25 protein-coding genes are annotated in these 19,085 nt (G+C 27.8%); 24 read left to right on the forward strand and 1 reads right to left on the reverse strand.

The features are described from left to right. Nucleotides 1-19: 19 nt before the first annotated feature. The 21 genes from ACO409_RS01480 (at nucleotide 20) to ACO409_RS01580 (ending at nucleotide 16,160) form a co-directional block, all read left to right on the forward strand. Nucleotides 20-868: a cysteine ABC transporter substrate-binding protein gene (locus ACO409_RS01480; protein ID WP_485554156.1), complete on the forward strand. Its 849-nt coding sequence runs from the start codon at nucleotides 20-22 to the stop codon at nucleotides 866-868. Nucleotides 869-1,256: 388 nt separating this feature from the next. After that, nucleotides 1,257-3,323, forward strand: coding sequence for an ATP-dependent DNA helicase RecG (gene recG, locus ACO409_RS01485; RefSeq protein WP_485554250.1), 2,067 nt, complete (start codon nucleotides 1,257-1,259; stop codon nucleotides 3,321-3,323). Nucleotides 3,324-3,344: 21 nt separating this feature from the next. Then, complete coding sequence (locus tag ACO409_RS01490) at nucleotides 3,345-4,229, forward strand: DMT family transporter (protein ID WP_485554158.1); 885 nt, start codon at nucleotides 3,345-3,347, stop codon at nucleotides 4,227-4,229. Between the two features lie 97 nt (nucleotides 4,230-4,326). Beyond that, complete coding sequence (gene def / locus ACO409_RS01495) at nucleotides 4,327-4,842, forward strand: peptide deformylase (RefSeq protein WP_485554160.1); 516 nt, start codon at nucleotides 4,327-4,329, stop codon at nucleotides 4,840-4,842. A gap of 178 nt (nucleotides 4,843-5,020) precedes the next feature. Then, on the forward strand, nucleotides 5,021-5,998 hold the full coding sequence (gene fmt / locus ACO409_RS01500; protein WP_485554162.1) for a methionyl-tRNA formyltransferase: 978 nt from the start codon (nucleotides 5,021-5,023) through the stop codon (nucleotides 5,996-5,998). A 91-nt stretch (nucleotides 5,999-6,089) separates the two neighbouring features. After that, nucleotides 6,090-6,755 (forward strand): redox-sensing transcriptional repressor Rex, encoded by a 666-nt coding sequence (locus tag ACO409_RS01505; RefSeq protein ID WP_485554164.1) that lies wholly within the window; start codon nucleotides 6,090-6,092, stop codon nucleotides 6,753-6,755. A 48-nt stretch (nucleotides 6,756-6,803) separates the two neighbouring features. Next, nucleotides 6,804-7,655 (forward strand): bifunctional methylenetetrahydrofolate dehydrogenase/methenyltetrahydrofolate cyclohydrolase FolD, encoded by an 852-nt coding sequence (folD, locus tag ACO409_RS01510; RefSeq protein WP_485554166.1) that lies wholly within the window; start codon nucleotides 6,804-6,806, stop codon nucleotides 7,653-7,655. Between the two features lie 39 nt (nucleotides 7,656-7,694). Next, nucleotides 7,695-8,174 (forward strand): acetyl-CoA carboxylase biotin carboxyl carrier protein, encoded by a 480-nt coding sequence (accB, locus tag ACO409_RS01515; RefSeq protein WP_485554167.1) that lies wholly within the window; start codon nucleotides 7,695-7,697, stop codon nucleotides 8,172-8,174. Nucleotides 8,175-8,230: 56 nt separating this feature from the next. After that, nucleotides 8,231-9,523 carry a hemolysin family protein gene (locus ACO409_RS01520; protein ID WP_485554169.1) on the forward strand — a complete coding sequence of 431 codons (1,293 nt, stop codon included), beginning with the start codon at nucleotides 8,231-8,233 and terminating at the stop codon, nucleotides 9,521-9,523. Further along, a complete protein-coding gene (locus ACO409_RS01525) occupies nucleotides 9,510-9,962 on the forward strand; it encodes an NUDIX domain-containing protein (protein WP_485554171.1) in 453 nt (150 codons plus the stop codon). The genes ACO409_RS01520 and ACO409_RS01525 overlap by 14 nt, the downstream gene beginning before the upstream one ends. Before the next feature lie 262 nt (nucleotides 9,963-10,224). After that, on the forward strand, nucleotides 10,225-10,755 hold the full coding sequence (locus tag ACO409_RS01530; protein ID WP_485554173.1) for an adenine phosphoribosyltransferase: 531 nt from the start codon (nucleotides 10,225-10,227) through the stop codon (nucleotides 10,753-10,755). A gap of 726 nt (nucleotides 10,756-11,481) precedes the next feature. Next, complete coding sequence (locus ACO409_RS01535) at nucleotides 11,482-11,667, forward strand: hypothetical protein (RefSeq protein WP_021743949.1); 186 nt, start codon at nucleotides 11,482-11,484, stop codon at nucleotides 11,665-11,667. Beyond that, the gene (locus ACO409_RS01540) at nucleotides 11,645-12,220 is read left to right on the forward strand and encodes an N-acetyltransferase (protein WP_485554175.1); all 576 of its coding nucleotides are present in this window, start codon (nucleotides 11,645-11,647) and stop codon (nucleotides 12,218-12,220) included. The genes ACO409_RS01535 and ACO409_RS01540 overlap by 23 nt, the downstream gene beginning before the upstream one ends. 168 nt (nucleotides 12,221-12,388) lie before the next feature. Beyond that, a complete protein-coding gene (locus tag ACO409_RS01545) occupies nucleotides 12,389-12,568 on the forward strand; it encodes a hypothetical protein (RefSeq protein ID WP_485554177.1) in 180 nt (59 codons plus the stop codon). A gap of 242 nt (nucleotides 12,569-12,810) precedes the next feature. Further along, nucleotides 12,811-13,353, forward strand: a complete 543-nt coding sequence (locus ACO409_RS01550; protein ID WP_485554179.1) for a hypothetical protein — start codon at nucleotides 12,811-12,813, stop codon at nucleotides 13,351-13,353. After that, complete coding sequence (locus tag ACO409_RS01555; protein ID WP_485554181.1) at nucleotides 13,353-13,505, forward strand: hypothetical protein; 153 nt, start codon at nucleotides 13,353-13,355, stop codon at nucleotides 13,503-13,505. The genes ACO409_RS01550 and ACO409_RS01555 overlap by 1 nt, the downstream gene beginning before the upstream one ends. Nucleotides 13,506-13,569: 64 nt before the next feature. Then, complete coding sequence (gene relB, locus ACO409_RS01560) at nucleotides 13,570-13,797, forward strand: type II toxin-antitoxin system RelB family antitoxin (RefSeq protein WP_295724632.1); 228 nt, start codon at nucleotides 13,570-13,572, stop codon at nucleotides 13,795-13,797. Then, nucleotides 13,782-14,048 (forward strand): type II toxin-antitoxin system RelE family toxin, encoded by a 267-nt coding sequence (locus ACO409_RS01565; RefSeq protein WP_295724635.1) that lies wholly within the window; start codon nucleotides 13,782-13,784, stop codon nucleotides 14,046-14,048. Before relB ends, ACO409_RS01565 begins: the two co-directional genes overlap by 16 nt. 120 nt (nucleotides 14,049-14,168) lie before the next feature. Then, the gene (locus tag ACO409_RS01570; protein WP_485554183.1) at nucleotides 14,169-14,447 is read left to right on the forward strand and encodes a type II toxin-antitoxin system RelB/DinJ family antitoxin; all 279 of its coding nucleotides are present in this window, start codon (nucleotides 14,169-14,171) and stop codon (nucleotides 14,445-14,447) included. After that, the gene (locus ACO409_RS01575; protein WP_485554185.1) at nucleotides 14,437-14,733 is read left to right on the forward strand and encodes a type II toxin-antitoxin system YafQ family toxin; all 297 of its coding nucleotides are present in this window, start codon (nucleotides 14,437-14,439) and stop codon (nucleotides 14,731-14,733) included. Before ACO409_RS01570 ends, ACO409_RS01575 begins: the two co-directional genes overlap by 11 nt. Before the next feature lie 347 nt (nucleotides 14,734-15,080). Next, a complete protein-coding gene (locus ACO409_RS01580) occupies nucleotides 15,081-16,160 on the forward strand; it encodes a Fic family protein (protein WP_485554187.1) in 1,080 nt (359 codons plus the stop codon). A gap of 531 nt (nucleotides 16,161-16,691) precedes the next feature. On the opposite strand, the gene ACO409_RS01585 is transcribed toward ACO409_RS01580, so the two are convergent. Further along, nucleotides 16,692-17,330, reverse strand: coding sequence for a helix-turn-helix domain-containing protein (locus ACO409_RS01585; protein ID WP_485554189.1), 639 nt, complete (start codon nucleotides 17,328-17,330; stop codon nucleotides 16,692-16,694). A gap of 289 nt (nucleotides 17,331-17,619) precedes the next feature. Between ACO409_RS01585 and ACO409_RS01590 the strand changes: the two genes are divergently transcribed. The 3 genes from ACO409_RS01590 to ACO409_RS01600 all read left to right on the forward strand — a co-directional run bounded on the left by ACO409_RS01590 (nucleotide 17,620) and on the right by ACO409_RS01600 (nucleotide 19,056). Continuing rightward, nucleotides 17,620-18,387, forward strand: coding sequence for a protein rep (locus tag ACO409_RS01590; protein WP_485554191.1), 768 nt, complete (start codon nucleotides 17,620-17,622; stop codon nucleotides 18,385-18,387). Between the two features lie 25 nt (nucleotides 18,388-18,412). Next, nucleotides 18,413-18,562 carry a hypothetical protein gene (locus ACO409_RS01595; protein ID WP_314713730.1) on the forward strand — a complete coding sequence of 50 codons (150 nt, stop codon included), beginning with the start codon at nucleotides 18,413-18,415 and terminating at the stop codon, nucleotides 18,560-18,562. 275 nt (nucleotides 18,563-18,837) lie between these two features. Then, nucleotides 18,838-19,056, forward strand: coding sequence for a transcriptional regulator (locus ACO409_RS01600; protein ID WP_485554193.1), 219 nt, complete (start codon nucleotides 18,838-18,840; stop codon nucleotides 19,054-19,056). The last annotated feature ends 29 nt before the right edge of the window (nucleotides 19,057-19,085 follow it).

Consider the following 19,085-nt stretch of genomic DNA (forward strand, 5'->3'; position numbering starts at 1 on the left):
AATAAACTTGGAGGTAACTATGAAAAAGAATTTTGAAAGGTTTGTAAAAATTATTGCAATTTTAGTTTTAGGAGTGTTTGCAATAAGCTGTGGAAAAGGTGGAAAGGGAAGTGTTCAGCCAGGTTCAATTGAGGCTATAAAAAAAGCAGGGAAAATTAGAATTGGAGTATTTGGAGATAAGCCGCCATTTGGGTTTGTAGATGAAAATGGGAAAAATCAAGGGTATGATATTTATTTGGCAAAAAGGCTTGCTAAAGATTTATTAGGTGATGAAAATAAAATAGAATTTGTTACAATGGAAGCTGCAAATAGGGTGGAATATTTGCTGTCAAACAAAGTTGACATTGTTTTGGCAAACTTTACAGTAACGGACGAAAGAAAACAAAAAGTTGATTTTGCAAAACCTTATATGAAAGTATCATTAGGGATTGTATCTCCAAAAGGTGCTCCAATAACAGATGTAAAGCAATTGAAAGGTAAAAAGTTAATTGTTAATAAAGGAACGACAGCAGAAATTTACTTTACTAAAAATTATCCAGATATAGAATTATTAAAATATGACCAGAATACAGAAACATTTAATGCATTGTTAGATAAAAGAGGAGCCGCACTTGCACATGACAACACATTAGTATTTGCATGGGCGACAGAAAATCCTGGATTTGTTGTAGGTATTAAAGAATTGGGAGAACAAGATTACATTGCTCCAGCTGTAAGAAAAGGAAATAAGGAGCTACTTGAATGGTTAAATACTGAAATAGATTCCCTTACTAAAGAAGGATTCTTTAAGAAGGCATATAAAGCTACTCTTGCCCCTGTTTACGGAAATAAAGTTGATCCTAAAACAGTAATTATTGAAAATAAATAAGACTGATGTTAGCGATTCTAATTTGAAGTATGAATAAAAGCTCAGGTTATAGCTAGTCTATTGACTTTATTCCATGTTTTTATATGGATAGGAAATTTTAAAAATAAAAAAATTGAACTGTTTCAGAATGTTGAGACAGTTTTATTTTTTTCAGAATATGGAAAAATTAAATAAATTATGGTATTATTATAGTAAAATAGTCATAGCTTTTGAGTTTAGTCTTAAATCAGTTTTACTATAATTTGTATATAGTAATTTTAGTTTGATACTAAATTCTATTTGAAAAATAGAAAATATATTTTATTTATTTTTATTCAAATTTGGAAGTGGATTGGCTATAAATTCAGATTTTAATGGAAAAGTAATAAAAATAAGGCGGAAGATAACGATGAATACATATAATTTGCTTTATGAAAATTTAGAAGATTTAAAAATAAAAGGAGTTACAAAAACAAATATTCCCAAATTTAAAAAACTAGGAGTTTTTACACTTTATGATTTGCTTTATTTTTTTCCAAGAGCTTATGAAAATAGGGCTAATCATAAGAAAATCGAGGAAATTTTGGAAGGTGAATTCGTAATTTTGCAAGGGACTATTGTGAATGCAGTTAATCAGTATATAAAGGCTGGAAGGACTATGTTTAGGGCAGTTTTGAGCGATGATAGCGGAATGATTGAGCTTGTGTGGTTTAATAATAAGTTTGTGAAAAATGGGATTCATATTGGGGATGAGATTACAGTTTATGGGAAAGTACGAAAAACTATGAAATTTCAGCTTATAAATCCTGAATATAAAAAAATCAAGCTGGATAGCTTTGATATGCAAAAACAAAAGCAGATATTGCCAATTTATCCTTCTACAGAGTCGCTTAGACAGCAGGCAATCAGAAAAGCTATAGAAAATGCCCTTATGGATTATGGATATTTACTACAGGAAAACTTGCCAAAAGAATTTTTGCAAAAAGGGAAATTGTTAGCAAGAAAAGAAGCAATCTTGAATATTCATTTTCCAGAAAATGAGGAAAAGCAAAGCAAGGCACAGAAAAGATTTATGCTTGAAGAAATTTTGCTTCTGGAAATGGGAATTTTGCAAAATCGTTTCAGCGTTGACAAGGCAAATAAAAATATTTACAAACTTGAAGATAAAAAAAGTCTTGTGACTAAATTTATAAAAAGTCTGGATTATGATTTGACAAAGGCACAAAAACGTGTAATAAAGGAGATTTATTCTGAATTAAAAGCTGGAAAGATTGTAAATAGGCTAATTCAGGGAGATGTTGGTTCTGGAAAGACGATTGTTTCGTTTATAATGCTTCTTTATATGGTTGAAAACAATTATCAAGGTGTAATTATGGCACCTACAGAAATTCTTGCTACACAGCATTATCTAGGAATTGTAGATGAGTTTATGAATCTTGACATACGAGTAGAACTTTTGACTGGAAGTGTAAAGGGTAAGAAAAAGGAAAAACTTTTGAACGAAATAAAAGAAGGGCTTGTTGACATTGTAATTGGGACACATTCCTTAATTGAGAATAATGTAATTTTCAAAAATCTAGGATTAATTGTAATTGATGAGCAGCACAGATTTGGAGTAACGCAAAGAAAACTTTTGCGTGACAAGGGAAATCTTGCTAATCTTATTGTTATGAGTGCCACTCCAATTCCACGTTCGCTTGCTCTTACAATTTATGGAGATTTAGATGTGTCAATTATTGATGAGCTGCCTGCTGGAAGAAGTCCGATTAAGACAAAGTGGATACAAAATGAAATTGACAGGCAAAAAATGTATAATTTTATGGAAAAGAAAATGAAAGATGGACGGCAAGTTTATATAGTATCGCCATTAATTGAAGAAAGTGAAACTTTGAATGTAAAATCTGCACAGGAAACTTATGAGGAATATATTTCAATTTTTCCAAATAGAAAAATTGGACTTATGCACGGACGGCAAAATTACAAGGAAAAGCAAAAGGTTATGGAACAGTTTAAAAATCATGAGCTAGATATTTTAGTTTCTACAACAGTAATTGAAGTTGGAGTAAACGTGCCAAATGCCTCAATTATGGTAATCCGTGACGCACAAAGATTTGGACTTTCTTCGCTTCATCAGCTGCGTGGAAGGGTTGGACGTGGGAAATACCAGTCCTACTGCTTTTTAGAATCAGAAACAACAAATGAGATTTCGTCAAAAAGGCTAAAAGTTATGGAAGAAACAACAGATGGATTTAAAATCGCTGAAGAAGACTTGAAGCTACGTAATTCAGGAGAAATTTTGGGAACAAGGCAAAGTGGAGTGTCTGATATGATTTTTACAGACATTGTAAAAAATGTAAAAGAAATAAAATTTGTGCATGATTTTGTAATGGAATATTTAGAAAAAAATGATGGGAAAATAGAAAATGAATTTTTGAAAATGGATATTTATAGGAAGTTTTTTAATAATGCAGATTAAAGTACAGTAAGGAGAAATTGTGTGAAACAGTATTTAGCAGATTTTGGGCTGCTTTTTGTGGGGATATTTTGGGGCCTTGGGTTTATATTTGTGAAGATTGGATTAAATACAGGGATTGATCCATTTTATTTATCAGCGGTTAGATTTCTTGTAGGAGGGTTTATTCTCTATGGGATTTTTTTCAGAAGAGTAGGAAAATTCACAAAAAAGGATGTTCTTGCTGGATTGATAGTTGGAATTTTTCAGTTTTTTGGATATGCATTCCAAACTTATGGGGCGATGCTTACGACTGCCAGTAAAAATGCTTTTTTTACATCAATTAACGTTATAATTGTACCTTATATTTTTTGGCTTTTACATAAAAAACGTCCTGATATTTTTGCATTTTTGGCTTCGGTTATTTGTGTAATGGGAGTTGCTGTGATAAGTTTTGACAGGAAGATGAATCTTGCAAATCTTAATTTTGGAGATGTTTTGACGATTATAAGTGCGGTATTTTTTGCAGGTCAAATTGCTACGAATGGATATTTTAGTAAAAAAGTTGAGCCATTAAAATTGGTTGTTATGCAGATGTTTGTGGCAGGAATATTGTTTGTAATAAATGTTTTTATTTTTTCAGATATGAGCAAAATTCAAAAGCCTGATGGAATGATGCTAGTTTCGATAATTTATTTGACAATTTTTTCAACGGCGATACCGACAGTATTGCAGACCTTGTGCCAAAAGTATACGACTTCTACAAGAGCTTCAATATTAATGTCAACAGAATCGCTTTTTGCTCCACTTTTTGCATTTTTTATACTAAGTGAGAGATTATCGCTTAGAGTAGCAATTGGGGCTGGAATGATGATTTTTGCGGTGCTTATTTCAGAAACAAAATTGGGGTTTAAGAAATTGGATAATTAAATAAAAAATTAATTGATGTTTTGTATTAAAATTTATCAAATAATATGATAAAATAAAATGGATAATAATTAGTTTAATAAGGAGAGAAAAAATAAAAATGAAAATAGTTTTATATGGACATCCAACTTTGCGTGAAAAAGCAGAAAAAGTTGAAAAAATTGATGATAACATAAGGGAAGCTTTGGATGAAATGGTTGCTCTTATGAGAAAAGCTAAAGGAGTGGGACTTGCTGCAAATCAGGTGGATATTGCAAAAAGATTTTTTGTGCTGGAATACGATGGAGTCGTGAAAAAGGTTATTAATCCTGAGATTTTGGAATTTTCAGAGGAAATTGCGGATATGGAGGAAGGATGCTTGAGTATTCCTGGAATTTACAAAAGAGTAAACCGTCCTGCGAAAATTAAAGTGAAATATTTGAATGAAAAAGGGGAAGAAGTTATTGAAGAATTGGAAGAAATGTGGGCTAGAGCATTTCAACATGAATTTGATCATATTGAAGGAATTTTGTTTACAGATAGGCTTTCGATTCTAAATAAAAGATTGGTTGCTAAAAAATTAGATGTTTTGAAAAAGGACTTTTCTAAAGGTAGAATTTATAGAGATTTAGACTAGGTTTGTTTGGTGACTTTTAACAAAATCTGGCAAGAAGTCATAGATTTTCTGCAAGTGAGAATAGTTTACCTGAATAATGAAAACTGTTATTGGCTTTTTGTCATAGGCATTTATTATATTTTACAGCAATTATAAGTTGCCAAGCAGATTTAAAAAGTTAAGAAAGCGGGGAAAATTAATGAAAACAATATTTATGGGGACACCAGAATTTGCAATACCAAGTTTGGAAGTCGTGTTTAAAAATACTGATTTACAGCTTATTTTTACAAAAGAGGACAAAAGAAATGCTAGAGGAAATAAAATAATATTTTCCCCTGTAAAGCAGTTTGGAATTGATAATAATGTAGAAATTATTCAGCCTAGAAAAATGAAGGACGAGGAAGTTATAAATAAAATTAAGGAAATAAATCCTGATTTGATCGTGGTTGTGGCTTATGGAAAAATTTTGCCAAAGGAAATAATTGATATTCCAAAGTATGGAATAATAAATGTTCATTCTTCACTTTTGCCAAAATATCGTGGAGCTTCGCCTATTCATTCTGCAATTTTAAATGGGGATACTGAAACTGGTGTGAGCATAATGTATATTGAGGAAGGTCTTGATTCTGGAGATGTGATTTTAAGGGAATATTGTGAAATTACTGAAGATGATACACTTGGAACTTTACATGATAAATTGAAGGAATTGGGAGCAGTGGGGCTTACTAAAGCGTTGAAATTAATTGAAAATGGGAAAGTTCAGGCAGAAAAACAAGATGACAGCAAGGCGACTTTGGTAAAGCCGATTACAAAGGAACAGGCAAAAATTGACTGGAATAATGAAAAGGAAGTTATTTATAACCAAATTCGTGGATTAAATCCGTTTCTAGCAGCACACACTTTTAATGAGAAGGGTGAGAATATAAAAATTTACAAAAGTGAAAAAATTAATAAAAGATATGAAGGAGAGAATGGAAATGAAATAGAAAACGGAACGGTTGTTGAAATTATTAACAAAAAAGGGCCTGTTATAAAAGTGCCGAATGGCGGGCTTTTGATTTTGGAGGCAAAATTTGAAGGTAAAAAGCTTCAAAAGGGAGTAGATATTGTAAATGGACGTAAGATGGTAATTGGAGAAAAGTTATTGTATAGCAATTCTAATTTAAAACAAAAGTAGAAGTTTAAAAGCTATTGATTTTTATATATTTTTGCTATAATTTTAAATTAAATGAATTGACAATAATTCTCTAATTTTTGTAGGAGGAAATATGAAATTAAAAAAATTAGAAATTTCAGAAAGAGTTGTACAAAGATTGACAGAATATCTATCTATTCTAAAAGAAGTTAGAAAACAGGATAATGAGATAAATTCAATCGAGCTTGCTAAAATTATGAACACAACTTCTGCTCAAGTGCGTAAGGATTTATCGACATTTGGTGAGTTTGGTGTACGTGGAAAGGGTTATGATATTGATAATTTGATAGAAATTATTACAAGAATTCTTGGTATTGATAAAATTAACAATGTTATAATTGTAGGACACGGTAAAATGGGAGAAATGCTTTCATCAAATTTGGATGTTCTAGGTGAAGGCTTTGAAATTGTTGGAATATTTGACAAGGATAAAAATAAAATTGGGAAAATAGCTGAAAACAATTTGGTTGTGCAAGATATTCAAGATGTAGATAAATTTATAAAAAACATGAAAAATGATTTTAATATAAAAATTGATACAGCTATATTGGCAGTTGTAAAACAGCAGGCACAAATCGCAGCAGAGGGACTTGTAAAAAGCGGAATTTGTGCAATACTTAATATGACAACTTATAAACTGGAGTTAGATGAAAATATAAAAGTTGTTGATATGGATATTTCAGCAAAATTACAAGAATTAAATTTCTGGAGAATCAATAATATAAATGAAAAAATATAAAAAAATAATGAAAGGAGAACCTGCTAAATAAAATTTAGTGGAAAAGCTATGACTATAATTGATGGAAAGGCACTTTCAGAAAAGACTTTAATGGAAATTGAAGAAGCACACAAGGAGTTGCAAAAAAAAGCTGGCAGAAAAGCGGGACTTGCAGTAATTATAGTGGGTGAAAATCCAGCTTCTAAAATTTATGTAAGGAATAAAATGAGAGCTTGTGAGAAAGTTGGATTTTATTCTGAAACGATTAGGCTTGATGAAAACATTTCAGAAGAAGATTTGCTTCTGGAAATAAAAAAATTGAACAATAACAGTAATGTAGATGGAATTTTGGTACAATTACCACTTCCAAAACATATTGATGAATTGGAAGTTATAAATGCAATTTCAGCGGAAAAGGATGTGGATGGATTTCATACAACAAGCATTGGTAAAATGATGATTGGAGATGAAACAGGATTTTTACCTTGTACACCTTTTGGAGTAATTCAGATGTTTGAAGAGTATAACATTGAACTAGATGGAAAAGATGTAGTTGTGATTGGTCAAAGTAATATTGTAGGAAAACCTATGTCACTTTTATTGATGCAAAAACATGCAACAGTTCAGACTTGTAATTCTCGAACAAAAAATTTATCTGAAAAACTTCAAAAAGCGGATATTATAATAGCAGCAGCAGGATCTCCAAAATTAGTTAAAGGTTCAGATGTAAAAGACGGAGTTGTTATAATTGATGTTGGAATAAATAGGGTTGATGGGAAAATATGTGGAGATGTGGATTTTGATGAAGTCTCAAAGAAAGCTTCGTTTATTACTCCTGTCCCTGGTGGAGTTGGACCAATGACAATTGCAATGTTAATAAAAAACACATTTAAGTCATACAAACAGAAAATAAATAAATAAACTTAAAATAAAAATAAAAAAAGAAAGTGAGAGATAAGAATGAATGATAAAATTAAATTTATTGAAAAATTGGCTGAAAGTATGAATGAAAACAAAATTGAATCAGTAAAGTATGAGGATAATAATTTTGAAGTTTCATTAACTAAAAAAAAGAAAGAAAGAAATGTTATTTTTAATAATCAAATGGTTCAACCTGCAGCAGTAGCAGATGCTCCAAAGGAAGTACAAGTTCAAGAAGTGGAAGATACAGCTCCAGTACAAGAAGAATCTCCAGAAGAAATTTCAGGAACAAAAATCACTTCACCAATGGTCGGAACTTTTTATGCTTCACCGACCCCAACAACAGGTCCATTTGTAAAAGAAGGAGATACAGTAAAAAAAGGTCAAATACTTTGTATAGTTGAAGCAATGAAACTTATGAATGAAGTTAAATCAACTGTTTCAGGAAAAGTGAAAAAGATTTTTGTGAAAGATAATGATAGTATAAAAAAAGGTCAAGTACTAATGGTTATCGAGTAATTTTTATAAAAAAATAAAAAAAGAAGGGATAAAATTTGGAAGAGAAGAGGATTTGGTTGAATATTGTTCTATTGTTAGTTTTATTATTTTTTACGTCATTTTTGTCAGCTGCTGAATCGGCATTGTCGTCACTTAAACAGATTCATTTAAAAAGTGATTCAAAAGAAAAAGAAAAGTCAAGAGAAAGTGAATTGCTAAAGCTTTGGTTAGAAAATCCAAATGAGTTACTTACAACACTTTTATTTGTAAAGACAATTTCTTATTCTTCGATGGTTTTTACAGGAATTTATTTAATAAAAAGAATTTATGAAAAAAATCTTTATATAGGAATTTCGTTTTTTGTATTAATTGTTTTTATTTTATTGTTTTCAGAAATGGTTCCAAGGCTGATCGCCAGAAATAATATTTATGGAGTTTCTAAAACATTAATAATACCGTTAAATGCAGTAAGAATTGTTTTAAAACCGTTAATTTGGCTATTTATACATATTTCAAGATTTATTGTTGGAATATTTAAAATAAAAGTAAAAGATCAAATGTTTGAGATAACAGAAGACGAGATTTTGACATTTTTAAAAGCTGGTACAGAAAGCGGTGTATTTGAAGAGGGCGAAGAAGAGATGATAACTAGTATTTTTGAATTTTCAGAAACAACCGTTAAAGAGATACTTACTCCCAGAATAGATGTATTTGCATTGGAAGCAGAAAGCAAAATTGAAGATGTATGGAATGAAATTTTGGATCAAGGATTCACACGTATTCCTATCTATACTGAAACAATTGATAAGATTGTAGGAACAGTCCATATGAAAGATTTGCTTCATTACGATAGACAAACGGGAGATAATCCGCCTATAAAAGATTTTATGAAAGAGGCTTACTTTGTTCCAATTACAAAACCGTTAGTTGAATTGCTGGAAGAATTTAAGTTAAAACAGCTTCATATGGCAATTGTAATTGATGAATATGGAGGAACTCAAGGAATAGTTACAATTGAAGATTTACTTGAAGAAATTGTTGGGGAAATAAGGGATGAATTTGATCAGGAAGAGGAAAATATTCAACAAATTCGTGAAAAAATATTTGATATAAGAGGGGATACACCTATTGAGGAAATAAACGACAGATTAAAAATAGAAATCCCGTTGTCTGAAGAATATGATACGATTTCTGGATATATTCAAGATAAATTAGGAAAAGTTGCCGAAGTTTTTGATCAGGTAAAGGAAAATAACTTTATATTAAAAGTAACGGATGTAGATAATAAGCGTGTCGAAAGAGTAAGAGCAATTATTATTGAGCAAAAGGAAGATCAAGAAGAAGTAAGGAGAGAAAATGGAAAAGAATAGACCTCGAATACGTGTTGCAGGAATTCTTATTGAAGATGACAAAATTTTATTAATTCAACATAATAAAAATAATAAAAAATATTGGCTTATTCCAGGTGGTGGAAATGAATGGGGAGAAACTGCAAAAGAAGCATTGATTCGGGAATACAAAGAAGAAACCAATATGGACATAGAAGTCGATGAGTTTTTGTTTTTTTCAGAAACTATTTATCCTAATAAGGAACGCCATATTTTAAATTTATTTTTTAAAATACATCGCAATGAGAAAAATAACAATCTTATAAAATTAGGAAATGAAGCTATTTTAACCGATTTAAAATTTGTAACAAAAGAAGAACTTAGAACAATGACAATTTATCCAAATATTAAAGAAAATTTATTGAGATTATTGAATGGTGAAAAAATAAAAAATTATTTGGGAAGTTTATGGAATGAATAAAAAAAACTAAATAGATTTTTTAACAAAATTTGTTAAAAAGTCTCTCATTTATGTAAGCAGTAGTAAATCACTTTATTAGACCTGTTTGATAACTATACAAACTTAGAAATTTAATAAAATAAATATCTTGAAACAAGGGAACTTTCTTCTTTGTAGAGATAAAAAAAGTTTAGGTTATCAAATATATCTATTATAAAAGCAAAAAAATTTGGATTGTTTAATAATTGAGTATAAATAAAATTTAGAAAAGAGGGAAAATAGAATGACAATAGAAAAAAAAGAAAAGTTGGAAAAGTTAATACGTTCAGTAAAAGATTTCCCAGAAAAGGGAGTAATTTTTAGAGATATTACAACAGCTTTAAAAGATAAAGAAGGATTGGAAATTATCATAAAAGATTTTACAGACAGATATAAAAATAAAGGAATTGACTACGTTGTAGGTGCTGATGCAAGAGGCTTTATTTTTGGAGCTGCTATTGCATATAATATTGGAGCTGGATTTGTACCCGCAAGAAAACCTGGAAAATTGCCAGCAGAAGTAGAAAGAGTTGAATATTCATTAGAATATGGAAAAAATAGTATAGAAATTCATAAAGATGCCTTTGAAAAAGATTCTAAAATATTAATAGTGGATGATTTGTTAGCAACTGGAGGAACAGCTGAGGCAATGGTAAAATTAGTCGAAAAATTAGGAGCTAAAGTATATGAATTAGCATTTATGATAGAATTAGTCGACTTAAAAGCTAGAAATTTGTTAAAAGGATATGAAATATATACTCAATTAAAATATTAAGTAGCAAAAAAGTTAATGAAGTGCCTAGAAGTAATAGGTACTTTTTTTGTATCTTTAATTTTATAAGGGTGTGTAAAAATTTTTACATATCCACACACCCATTTTTTTATCTGATACTAAACTCCATTTTAATAACGAATACATTATAAATCCTTTTAGTAGATTAAACCTAATATTTATTTTCAAATAACTAAAATAAATATCCGTTTTTTAAATAGGGAATAGTATTAGATACTTTATAATAAAAATTGATTATCTTAAAATACAGATAATCTTTTTTTATTAATTCCAAAATTAAAAATTCAAACTTATATCAATTTAGGATCATTATTTTAGTCTAGGCAAGGTTATTTATCCAAAAATTTTCTAAACACTTACCACAAGGCTAATACAAGGTTATATGAATGGATAATAAAAGAGATGTATTAGATAAGCCATCCCTATAAGCATAGCACCATTTTCTTGATTCTACTTAGTGTGGCTTTGAAATACAAATAATTTTTTTTGAGAAAATTAGCAACCATTAATTTAATTTGTATAAATTGTTGTAAAAATTATGAAATAAAAAATCTTGACTTCTATATTTTTTTATTATACAATTATATTACAGATAGGAGATTAGACTGTATATCTGTGTAACTGAATGAAAGTTTAAGTGTTATGTAAGAACGCCAGCCACAGAGCCACTATTATAGTGATATTTTTTTAATAAAAGGAGTGATTTTTATGGCTACAATAAGTTTTTTTAGAACACCAGAATTTAAGACAGATAAAGAAATTGATGGTTTAATAAAAGCCTTAGAGAATGATAGAAAGCCTAATTTAACAGATGTAAAAATAAGAACAATTACTGATGAAAAGGAAATAAAGGAATTATTGGGGTTAAATGATGGAAAAGATAACGTTGAGTGAATTGTTGAAATATGATACAGAGGAAAATATAAAAAATAAATTTTTAAATAATTTTAAAAGTTTAGAAAACAATGATATAGAAAAATTTTTACATAACCGAGCAATTGAATTTGAGAAAAAATCTGTTTCAACAACTCATTTAGTATTTAACAATAAAAAATTAGTTGGTTATTTATCGTTGTCAAATAAAAGTTTAATTTTATCCAAAGAACGATTTGAAAAATTAAGTAATAGCCGAAAGAAAAAATTAATGCAAAGTGGACAAATACTTGAAAATGGACATTTAACTGTAAATAGTTACTTAATTGGACAATTAGGAAAGAACTATAATTTAGCAAAAGAAGAACAAATAAAAGGAAAAGACTTGCTTTCATTTGGATTCAATTTATTGCTGGAAGTAAAAAAAATAATGACGGCACGTTATGTTTGGCTAGAATGTGAAAATTCTGAAAAACTTATAAATTTTTATAGAACGTTTGGATTTGAAAAAATAGATGATTTTATTTCTGAAGATGGATTTGTTGTTATGATAATGAAGTTGGATGAAAAATAAATACTACTGATTATTATATAGTAATGTTTTTTTATAAAATATTCAAAGGAGTGATTTTTTTATGCCAACGGTTAGTACAAGTATAAAAATAGATGCCAAAACAAAGAAAGAAGCACAAGAATTATTTAAAGATATGGGAATGAGTTTAACTACAGCAATAATATATTCTTGAAACAGGAAGTAAGAGAGCAGAGAATACCTTTTTATGTTGGAGAGCCAAAATATAAGGAAGAAGTTTATCAAGCTATGAAAGATGTAGAACAAGGTAAGAATTTGAGCAAGTCTTATCATAGTGCTAGAGAAATGATAGAGAATATTTTGAAATTTGAGAAAAATAGCAACTATTAATTTAACCTGTTTATCAATTGTTAAAAAAATTTTAAATTTTTGTTGTAAAAGTACAACAAATAATGTATAATTAAATTGCAGATAGGAGACTAGACTGTATATCTGTGTAACTGAATGAAAGTTTAAGTGTTATGTAAGAACGCCAGCCACAGAGCCACTATTATAGTGTTTTTTTTTATACATAATTTTTAGATAAATTAATACAGATAAAAGGAAGATAATATATAAAGGATACAGAGGAAGTGGCAAATTACTTAAAAAATAAAGTTTATAAACAAAAAGACAAGAATAATTTTTTATCTATTAGGGAAAAAAATTATATCTTAGAGCCAAAAGAGGACGGCTACAGGTCAATACATCAAATATTTAAGTATCAAGGGAAAAAGGAAAAGAGGCTTGAAGGGTATCAGATAGAATTGCAGATAAGAACGAAGTTACAGCACCAATGGGCTACTTCAGTTGAAATAATAGACAGCATAAAACAGCAATCTTTAAAGACAGGTGGGGGAGACATTTATTATAGGGAATTTTTTAAATTATCAAGTAAACTGATAGAATACATTGAATTGAACAAAGATATTTCAGAAATTTCAAAAGAACTGGATAAGTTGAGAGAATTAAACAGAGAATTTAATATACTGAAAACTTTAAGCAGTTTACGAGTTATAACCAAACGGCTTGAGGAAATCACAGGAGAAGGCTATTTGATATTGATATTGGATTATAAGGGCAATAGCATAAGATATATTCAAGTACCTGAAGAAAATATAAGCCGAGATTATTGATGTATGAACGTGAATACAAAGAGGACACAAATAACGTTGTATCAGTATCGGTTGAGAACTTAAAGAACTTACGAAAAGCGTACCCAAATTATTTCCTAGACGCAAGAGAATTTGTTGCAACAATAGGTAAATATATAAATACAGAGGAATAATTTTTATTGCTTGACTTTATTTCTTTTATAGTCTACAATGTAAACATTAAAGGAGAGTGATATTATGTCAGTAATTTCAATTAGATTCAATAGTGAAGAAGAAAATGTTATTAAAAATTATGCAAAAGCAAAAGGCTTTTCTATTTCTCAATTAATAAAAGAAACTTTGATGGAAAAAATAGAGGAAGAATATGATTTAGAAGTTTGTAAAGAATATTTAAAAGCAAAAGAGAAAGGGACTTTAGTTACAATTCCATTTGAGGAGGCAATAAAAGAATGGGATTTAGAATAGAAATTTCTGAAAAATTGAATAAGAAAATCAAGAAAATGGATAAGAATATTCAAAAAATGCTATATTCTTATATCGTTAAAAATTTAAAAGATACCGATAATCCACGAAAGAATGGAAAGGCTCTAAAAGGAAATTTAAAGGGGCTTTGGAGATATAGAGTAATGGATTATAGATTAATTGTGGATATTCAAGATGATAAATTGGTTATAATCGCAATTGATTTTGCACATAGAAGAGAAATTTATAAATAAATATTTAATCACGGTTACTAATTTAGCTGTGATTTTTTCTTATTGGTTAAATAGTAATTGATTTTTAAATATTTTGGATGTATAATATACATATATTATAAATTTTAAGGAGTGATAGAAATGAGTGCAACAACTATAAATATAGATGATAACACTAAAAAAGAAGCTCAAGAATTGTTAAAAGATATGGGAATGAATTTGAGTACAGCAGTAAATGTATTTTTAAAACAATTAGTAAAGGAACAAAGAATACCTTTTGAAATTAAAAATCCTCGTCCAAGACAAGAATTATTAGCTGCTATTAAAGAGGCAGAGGAAATGGAAAAAAGTGGCAATATGGGTAAAGGTTATTCTTCAGCAAAAGAAATGATAAAGGATATACTGGAAAATGAAGAATAATGATAGAATGACATACTCAATACACACAACCAAACAGTTTCGTAAGAGTTTGAAACGTGTAGAAAAACGTGGGTATAATATAAATTTATTGGATGAAATTGTAAATATGCTAGCAAAAGGGAAGAAATTGCCTGAAAAAAATAAAGACCATTCTTTGAGAGGGAACTTTATAGGACACCGTGAGTGTCATATAGCACCTGATTGGCTATTAATATACAAGATAACAGAAAAGGAGTTGATACTGTTATTGACAGATACAGGAACTCACAGCGATTTATTTGGATAAACTGATTGAATCACAGTTATTAATTTAGCTGTGATTTTTTCTTAAAATTATTTTCTATAAGTTAAAAAAAATCAAGTAGTATCGTTTTGATAGACTTTTTCATTTCAAGGCAAGGTTATTTATCCAAAAAATTTTTAAACGAATGCTACAAGACTGTTATACGGTTGTATGAATGAAGATTGAAAAATTTTTATTAAAAAAGCATTAATAAAAAAAGTTATAACTTATTTGGTTATAAAAAGAAAATAAAGTTGATAAAATTTGGATTTATAACGTTTTTATATTGAAAAAAGTTATAAAATGATGTATAATTAAAAATATAAAATAATGTATGAGAGGAAGGAAATATGAAAAAAGCGTTTGAACCTATCAAATTACCGTTAAATTTGAGTAATGATATTATGATAGAGCTTTATAAAAAGGCTATTGTAGCACGAAATAAACTGGTTGAGTTTTCGGTATTGTTAGAGAGAAATTTAACATCAGAAAATATAATGTGGATGTTGTCGTTGAATGAATCTTTGCAGTCAACACGAATAGAGGGGACACAAGCAACATTTGATGAAGTAGTAGAAGCTGAAATAACTAATAAAAAAAATGTGGATATATTGGAAGTAAGAAATTACTTGGAAGCATTAAATACAGGGAGTGAAATGTTAAAAAATATTCCGATTTTCACAAGATTGATTTTAAAATTGCACGAGATAATATTGAAAGATGGTAGGGGGAAGAATAGAGGGCCTGGTGAATATAGAAAAGTACAAAATTGGATAGGAACATCAAAAAGAATTGAAGACGCTACATATATTCCACCAGAGCCGCAAAATATTGAAGAATATATTAGGAATTTGGAAAAATACATTAATGATGAGATAGAGGAAGAAATAGACCCAATAATAAAAATTGCGATAATACACGCACAATTTGAAACTATACATCCATTTTTGGATGGTAATGGTAGAGTTGGAAGAATTTTGATAATGTTATATTTATTGGATAAAAAAATAGTGAATACACCGACATTCTTTGTAAGTGGGGAATTAGAAAAAAATAAATTTAAATATTATCAATTATTGAATAATTTAAGAACAGATAGTCCTCGATGGAAAGAATGGATTTTATTTTTCCTAGATGCTGTTATTTCTCAAGCTGATAAAAATATAGAAAAACTGCGAAAAGTTGAGGAATTATATTTTAAATTGAAAGATTATTGTATAAAGAATAACATAAAAGAGAAATATTTGGATTCAATCTTTAAAAATCCAGTATTCACAATAAAATTTTTATCAAATGCTACTAATTCAAGCTATACAGCTACAAGTACAAATGTAAAAAAATTATTGAATAGTGGTGTAATTTATCAGGATAATAAAATGAGAAATAAATTATTTTACTTTTCAGACTTAATGGATATTTTGAGAAATTAAAAAAATAAATTTAAATTTTTTATTAAATATCTGTTGCTTTTAAAATATTTTAGATATGATAGATTATATAATAAAATGCAACAAATTTTAAAATAAAATAGAACAAATTTTAGCGTTTTAGAGCATTAAAATAATTATTGGTATATTTTATCCAAAAACTTTTTAAATCGCTTTCTACCCCCATTTCCGATCGAATTAAGGACAAAAAGAAATCCCACTCATACTTAACCCTTTGGCTAAGGATAATCAAGTAAAAAATAATTTTATAAAATAAATTTTTAGTTATTAGAAATTAAAAATAAGTAATTTATTTTGAATATTAAGTAAGAAATGAGATACAAGAATTTGCAACTTATTTTAAAAAAAATTAGTTAAAAAATATAAGAAAAATAAGAAAAAGTAAATCAATAAAATAAATTTAGAAGTTAAAAGTAAAGAGTGTAAAAATACAGACTACACTCTTTTTGAATATCTTTTCTTATTTTTTCAATAATAAGTAATTCTCTATTTTTTCTATATTCTTTTTTTAACCTATTTTTTATCCTCATAATTTTTTGTATTATTATTTTCTGTATTATCATTTTCAAGTAAACGTACTTGTGTATCATTATTAATTTTTTTTATATGGTTATCCATATCTTTAAAAAACATATAAGAATAGTCAATAAGAATATTTCTTAAAAATTGTATTTGAAACTGAAGATTATTGATTGTCCAGTAAATATTCACAAGATATTCAGGGTCAGAACTTCTTATATTAAAAACATTCTTTTCTTCATCAATGTAAATTTCAAATCCAACTGCTTCTAAAAATTTTAAAATGTGATAAATATATTGCCTTCCTTTGGATATAGATAAAAATTTTTTATCATTAGTAGAAGAATCATAATTTTCAATATCTATACTAGCCTCTTCTTCTGATAAAAAAACCTTAAAAACTCTATCCCTATCTCTATTTTCTTCTAAAAAGTTACGTATAGGTACTTTAAAAAAATCAGCTAAAACTCTTAGATTTTCTATACTTGGAGTATTTAACCCTTGTTCATATTTAGTTATCATTGCTAATGAAATTCCAGTTTTTTCAGCTAATCCTCTTTGAGTAAGATTCTTTTTTTTTCTCAACTCTTTCAATATTTCCTTAAAATTTTCCTTAAATTTTGTTTTTGCCATATTCTTCCTCCTAATTTTTAAAACAGTATTGACAATTTTATAAAATTGTGGTAATATATCCATAGGTGGATAGATATAAATAGAAGCTGTATTTTTTTAAACTTAATATATCCACCCACGTAGGAATATTATATATTGTTTTGAAATAATAGTCAAGAAATTTTATTTTCTCTCTATTATTAAATAGTAGTATAGAGGAAAAGAAAAATTAAGATATTTTTAACTCAAAATTATAATCTTTTTTGTAAAAGGTAGGGGTAGAAAAATTAAAAAAGGGAAGCGATAATGATTGAATAAGGAAGAAGAGTATATTGGGTATTATAAGAAAAGCATTGAAATATATGAAAGAGAAGATTTTAAAGATATTATTTCTAAAAAGAAATTATTGAATGTGAAAAATTGTTATAATGAGTACTTATATTGGTATGAACATCCAGAATGGCCTCATAAAATTTTTAGATGTAAGAAATCATTTTGTCCTATATGTAATATGAAAAATAAAAGAATGTTGTACTATAGGCATAAAGACAGGGCCTTAAAGCTAGAAAAGAAATATAATTTGTTTATACTAGTCTTAAATGGTAATAATGTTGAAATTAAAACTGATAAGATAAATGAGGAAATAAAGGATAACAATGAAAAGTTAAAAATATTATTAAGTAGGCCCTTTATTGAGAAAGTTGTGAGAGGATATTTTAAAGTAATTGAAATTAATTATACTTATTATGATTCACTTCCACATATTCATATTATTTTATTTACAATAAAAGGAATATACAAACACTTCAAGATAAATGAATTTAAGAATATGATTACACAAGAATGGAGAAATTTAAAAGGATTCAATGCAAATGTGTATTTAAAAAGTTTAGGAACAAAGAAAAAAATAGAAAAGGAGGTGTCTTATTTAACAAGAGATAATAAAAAACAGTTATATAATTTGTTTAATTTAGGTAATAATGTAGTTAAGGTTCATTTAGAAGTAATTCAGAATAAAAGATTTTTTGTTTGGAGTAAAAATATATTAAAAGAACTGAAATTAAATAGCTATACTTAAACGTAAGCAAGGAAAGGAGAAGAAAATGGATGAAAAAGATGATATGAAAAAGTCTATTGAAAAACATTGTCTTGAGTGCTGGGATGACGATGAGCAAAAAGTTATAGATTGCCCTTATAAAGATTGTCCTTTGTGGAAATATAGACTAGAAGAATTGAAAAATTCAAAAAAATAAGAATTTGTGAAACCTATATGTGAAGTTGTTAAGAATAATTTACACAGATAAATTAAGTAATAAAAGAATTAGGCAACGAATGATTAAGAATCAAGACAAGAATATAAAAAAACTTTAAATTACTAAGTAAATTAGTTAGGAGTTGAAAAATAGAATGAGTGTTGATAAAAATAAAAGGAAGGACTTTATAAAAGCCCCTCGCAACCACTTTTATTTTATCACACTCTTACAATTTAATAAAGAAATTTTTAAAAATGAAATGGAGAGTGATTTAATTGAATTTAGAATTAAAAAAAGAAATGTATAATATTTTGAAAGAAAAGATTAGAGATAAAAAATTGAATTATAAAAAATTGTCTGAAAAAATGAGAATTTCAGAAAGTGGATTTAATAAGAAAGTAAATGGAAAGTATTTTTTTACACAGGAAGAAATATTTTTGTTGAAAAAGATATTGAAATTGAAAAATTCTGAATTAATACAGATATTTTTTTAAATAAATATATTGCGATGAAAGAAAAATAA

This window comes from Leptotrichia sp., assembly GCF_057270615.1.

Bases quoted from the DNA above. Each gene is read 5' to 3' on its own strand.
- ACO409_RS01575 (WP_485554185.1), top strand. From the start codon at position 14,437: ATGAAGAATAATGATAGAATGACATACTCAATACACACAACCAAACAG.
- ACO409_RS01505 (WP_485554164.1), top strand. From the start codon at position 6,090: ATGAAATTAAAAAAATTAGAAATTTCAGAAAGAGTTGTACAAAGATTG.
- ACO409_RS01570 (WP_485554183.1), top strand. From the start codon at position 14,169: ATGAGTGCAACAACTATAAATATAGATGATAACACTAAAAAAGAAGCT.
- ACO409_RS01565 (WP_295724635.1), top strand. From the start codon at position 13,782: ATGGGATTTAGAATAGAAATTTCTGAAAAATTGAATAAGAAAATCAAG.
- ACO409_RS01525 (WP_485554171.1), top strand. From the start codon at position 9,510: ATGGAAAAGAATAGACCTCGAATACGTGTTGCAGGAATTCTTATTGAA.
- relB (WP_295724632.1), top strand. From the start codon at position 13,570: ATGTCAGTAATTTCAATTAGATTCAATAGTGAAGAAGAAAATGTTATT.
- ACO409_RS01595 (WP_314713730.1), top strand. From the start codon at position 18,413: ATGGATGAAAAAGATGATATGAAAAAGTCTATTGAAAAACATTGTCTT.
- ACO409_RS01580 (WP_485554187.1), top strand. From the start codon at position 15,081: ATGAAAAAAGCGTTTGAACCTATCAAATTACCGTTAAATTTGAGTAAT.
- ACO409_RS01585 (WP_485554189.1), bottom strand. From the start codon at position 17,330: ATGGCAAAAACAAAATTTAAGGAAAATTTTAAGGAAATATTGAAAGAG.
- ACO409_RS01540 (WP_485554175.1), top strand. From the start codon at position 11,645: ATGGAAAAGATAACGTTGAGTGAATTGTTGAAATATGATACAGAGGAA.
- ACO409_RS01480 (WP_485554156.1), top strand. From the start codon at position 20: ATGAAAAAGAATTTTGAAAGGTTTGTAAAAATTATTGCAATTTTAGTT.
- def (WP_485554160.1), top strand. From the start codon at position 4,327: ATGAAAATAGTTTTATATGGACATCCAACTTTGCGTGAAAAAGCAGAA.
- folD (WP_485554166.1), top strand. From the start codon at position 6,804: ATGACTATAATTGATGGAAAGGCACTTTCAGAAAAGACTTTAATGGAA.
- ACO409_RS01530 (WP_485554173.1), top strand. From the start codon at position 10,225: ATGACAATAGAAAAAAAAGAAAAGTTGGAAAAGTTAATACGTTCAGTA.
- accB (WP_485554167.1), top strand. From the start codon at position 7,695: ATGAATGATAAAATTAAATTTATTGAAAAATTGGCTGAAAGTATGAAT.
- ACO409_RS01535 (WP_021743949.1), top strand. From the start codon at position 11,482: ATGGCTACAATAAGTTTTTTTAGAACACCAGAATTTAAGACAGATAAA.
- fmt (WP_485554162.1), top strand. From the start codon at position 5,021: ATGAAAACAATATTTATGGGGACACCAGAATTTGCAATACCAAGTTTG.
- ACO409_RS01555 (WP_485554181.1), top strand. From the start codon at position 13,353: ATGTATGAACGTGAATACAAAGAGGACACAAATAACGTTGTATCAGTA.
- recG (WP_485554250.1), top strand. From the start codon at position 1,257: ATGAATACATATAATTTGCTTTATGAAAATTTAGAAGATTTAAAAATA.